Here is a 3,492-nt window from a genome sequence, read left to right on the forward strand (position 1 = left end):
CGTTTCGATCTTGGCCGGGATCGGCGCGGGGTTGCTGATCGGCTGGCTGTTGCTGAAGCTGTTCGAACGGTTTAATCCGCGGGCAACCAAGCGGGCCATGATCGTGATCGGCGTGTCGATCCTGCTGGTACGCGTCCAAGGGTTGTTGGAGACCATCAACATTCCGTTCGCGGCGTTGCTGGCGGTGATGGCTACCGGATTCATTATTTTGGAAAAACGCGAACACGTGGCCCACGAAATTTCATCGAAGCTGGGCAAGCTGTGGGTTTTTGCCTCGATCATGCTGTTCACGCTGGTGGGGGCAAAGGTGGACATCTCGCTGGCGTGGAAAACCGGATTGGCCGGCCTGGGCTTGGTTCTGTGCGGCTTGGTGGCCCGCAGCGCGGGGGTGTTGCTTTCGTTGGTCCGCAGTCCGCTGAATGGGCGCGAACGCTTTTTTGCAGTGGTTTCGTATTGGCCGAAGGCCACGGTGCAGGCGGCCATGGGGGCGGTGCCGCTGGCTTCGATGATGGAGAACGGCATGGAAACCGCCCCGGGTGAGATCATCCTGGCCGTTGCCGTGATGAGCATCGTCTTCACCGCGCCGCTCGGCGCGCTGGCCATCAAGCTCGTGGGCGAACGCGTCCTCGAACCCGATGCCGGCGCCTATGCGGCGCTGGATGTCGAGGCGGAGAGCCGATGAGCCCTAGTAGTAGCCGTAGGGCGAAGGAATGCCGTATTCATGGATCGGCACCTTCTCGCCGAACAGCACGATCAGGGTCAGCAACAGGGCCAGAACCGCGATAATGGACACGATGCCCCAAAAACTTTTCTCGTGCAAAACATGCATGAAGCTATGGCTCATTCGCGCCCCTTCGTCGTGCATGACATGCATCCAATGTTTGACTGTGGAATCCGTATGCATTTTGTCCTCCTTTCCGATGATGTTGGACAGGAATGGGATGCGGTTGTTCACTTTCGGGCCGCGGTTCGGTGCTACAATTTTGGAGCATGGATCCGGCCGGATTCCGCCGCGCCCGGATGGGCAGGAAATCCTCTGTTTTCGCGGTCTCGGCGGTATTTTTGCACCTTATTGGCTTGAAAACTCCCCTTGTGAAGGTAGTTTGTTACGAATTGCATTAGTTGCTCGTCTGGCTAGGCTTGGGTAGGCGATAAATCGTGGGAGCGGCAGGTAGGGCTGCTCAATAGTATTTGAGATCGTGTTATGAGGGGTAGTTTATGAAGTTTTACCACCGTATTGGCGGAAACCGAATTCATACGGCCATGCTTGCCTTCGCCTTGGTTGCCGGCGTTGCTTCGGCCCAGAATTATGGGACCGAGGGCATTTCCGATGTGGTTGCAAGCGCCGACCGCTTGCTGCAACGTGGCGATTATGGCGCCGCGATTCCTGCCCTGAAGGAAGTGATTCGCCGTACCGAGTCGCTGACCGACCCGCAAGGCAGAGACACCTGCCAGACCTGCCGGTTCCAGCTGGCCCGTTGCTATTATCGGCAGGGGGATATCCCCGCCGGCATGAAGCTGATCGAAACCTATCTCGAGAACGAGCCGCGCGGTAAGGAAAAGCTGGCGTTGCGCATGATGGCGCAGGGGTTTTTCGAGAAGCAGGAGTGGGGGAAGATCGAAGAGATCGCCAACCGCATCCTGAGTCTTCGCGACAAGGAACCCGAAGATGTCTATAACGCCAATTTGCTGCTCGGACAGGCCCTGTTCCGCCAGAACAAATGGAAAGAGTGCGTCAAGCCCTTGAGCTACGCCGCCAGCCACGCCGACGAGGAGCGCGTCTCGTCGCTTTGCCAGATCATGGTTGTCCGCGCGCTCGTGGAGGACAAAAACTGGCGCGAGCTGTTCGGGTGGATCCCCCGGATCTACCGCACCGATTCCAAATACGATATCACCCTCAACCTTACCTTGATGAAAGCGGGCAAATCGCTCTACGAAGACGGGGACGAGGACGATCTCCTCAACGCCCTGTTGCTCTACCGCATGGTGTTGCCGCGCGAAAAGATGATTAAATTCGCCGAACAACGGGTCGCCAACCTGACCCGTAAACTCGACGAGGGCAAGACGGCCGGCAGTCTGCTGGATGCGGATATCAAGGAGCGCCAAACCGAGATCGACGACATCCGCGAATCGATGAAGACCCTGGGCGAGCTGCCGCCCTACGAAGATGAGGTCACCTTCCGCATCGGACAGATCTACGCCGAGGTGAAACGCTATTGGGAAGGGTATGTGCTTTTCGACAAGCTCTATCGCCAGGACCGCAAGAGCCAGATCGGCGAAGCCTCGATGCTCCAGTCCGTTCTGATCCTCTACGATGTGCAGGAAATCCAGCGCGCGGAAGAGCGCATTCTGCTCTATCTCGACGAACGTCCCGACGGCCAGTTTGCCCGCACGTTGCTTTCGATGATGGTGCGCGACAATCTGATCAAAGGCAACTTCACGCGGGTCATTGAGCTCCAGCCCTATTTGGACGGGATGCCGCCCACCACCGATCGCGACGAGCTGGACCTGCAGGCCGATTTGCACTACATGCTCGCCTTTGGCTATTTCCAGACCAAGGACTATAAGACCGCCGGGGTCCAGTTCGCGACCATCGTGAGGGATTTCCCCCAAAGTAGCCACTTCCACGATTCCCGCTACTACCGCGGCATGACCCATATGCTGCAGGCCGACTACGCCAGTGCCTTGGACGACTTCCAGACTTACCAAAAAAACAACGAATACGGCGAATATTTCGCCTCCGCCATGTTCCGCGAGGGCGTCTGCCTCTTCGGCCTGGAACGGATTCCCGAGTCCGAAGCGGTCTTCACCAAGTTCATCGAAGCCTATCCCGACGACCAACTCGTTTCCGAAGCGTACTCGATGCGCGGCGACATCGAGGCGGCCAAGGAAGCGTCCAATAAAGATCCCTACACGCTCGATCGTTCGCTGGCCGACTACCGCAAGGGGATCGACAAGGCCTCCACCGATCTGCAGGCCGCCTACCCGGCTTTCAAGGCCGCCGAGGTTTACAAGCTCGAGGGCAAGTGGCAGGAAATCATCGATCTGATGAACTACTACATGGACCGCTGGGAAGAAAAGGCCGACGTGGCCGAAGCCGTCTTCTGGATCGGCCAGTCCCAGATCGAGCTGGGCCAGGTGTCCGATGCCGTCACCGCCTATCTTTCGGCCATCGAACGCTTCGGCGACGATCCGTCCAAGCAGGGGGTCGACAAGATCATGCTGGAGTTGGTCAAGGTCGCCGATTTCCACCTTTCCGAAGAAGATCGCGAAGGGCTGGCCCTCAAGATCAAGCTTCAACTCACCAGTGTCGACCCGCGGATGAAAGTGCTTCGTCTGCGCCTGCGGATCACCCAGGCCATGCTGCTGGGCGACGAAGCAACGGAGGCCCTCGGCGCCGAGTTGCTCGATTCCAAACTGGAGCTCGATCTCGCGTCCCCGGCCGCGCTGGCGTTGATGTGCGATGCGGCGGTCGCCACGGGCAATACGGGC

2 protein-coding genes and 1 pseudogene are annotated in these 3,492 nt (G+C 58.5%); 2 read left to right on the forward strand and 1 reads right to left on the reverse strand.

Features of this window, described 5'->3' with window-relative positions:
• A pseudogene (locus ABYO54_RS15370) lies at nt 1-682 on the forward strand (sodium:proton antiporter); the annotation flags it as partial.
• Between the two features lie 3 nt (nt 683-685).
• On the opposite strand, the gene ABYO54_RS15375 reads toward ABYO54_RS15370, so the two are convergent.
• Nucleotides 686-904 (reverse strand): hypothetical protein, encoded by a 219-nt coding sequence (locus tag ABYO54_RS15375; RefSeq protein ID WP_372809117.1) that lies wholly within the window; start codon nt 902-904, stop codon nt 686-688.
• A gap of 314 nt (nt 905-1,218) precedes the next feature.
• On the opposite strand from ABYO54_RS15375, the gene ABYO54_RS15380 reads away from it, so the two are divergent.
• Nucleotides 1,219-3,492: tetratricopeptide repeat protein (locus ABYO54_RS15380; protein WP_372809118.1), on the forward strand; the 2,274-nt coding region annotated here is incomplete at its 3' end.

It is taken from the genome of Pontiella sp. (assembly GCF_041622395.1).
GTDB lineage: Bacteria > Verrucomicrobiota > Kiritimatiellia > Kiritimatiellales > Pontiellaceae > Pontiella.

Coding starts and splice junctions, on each gene's coding strand:
- ABYO54_RS15375 (WP_372809117.1), bottom strand. CDS start 904: ATGCATACGGATTCCACAGTCAAACATTGGATGCATGTCATGCACGAC.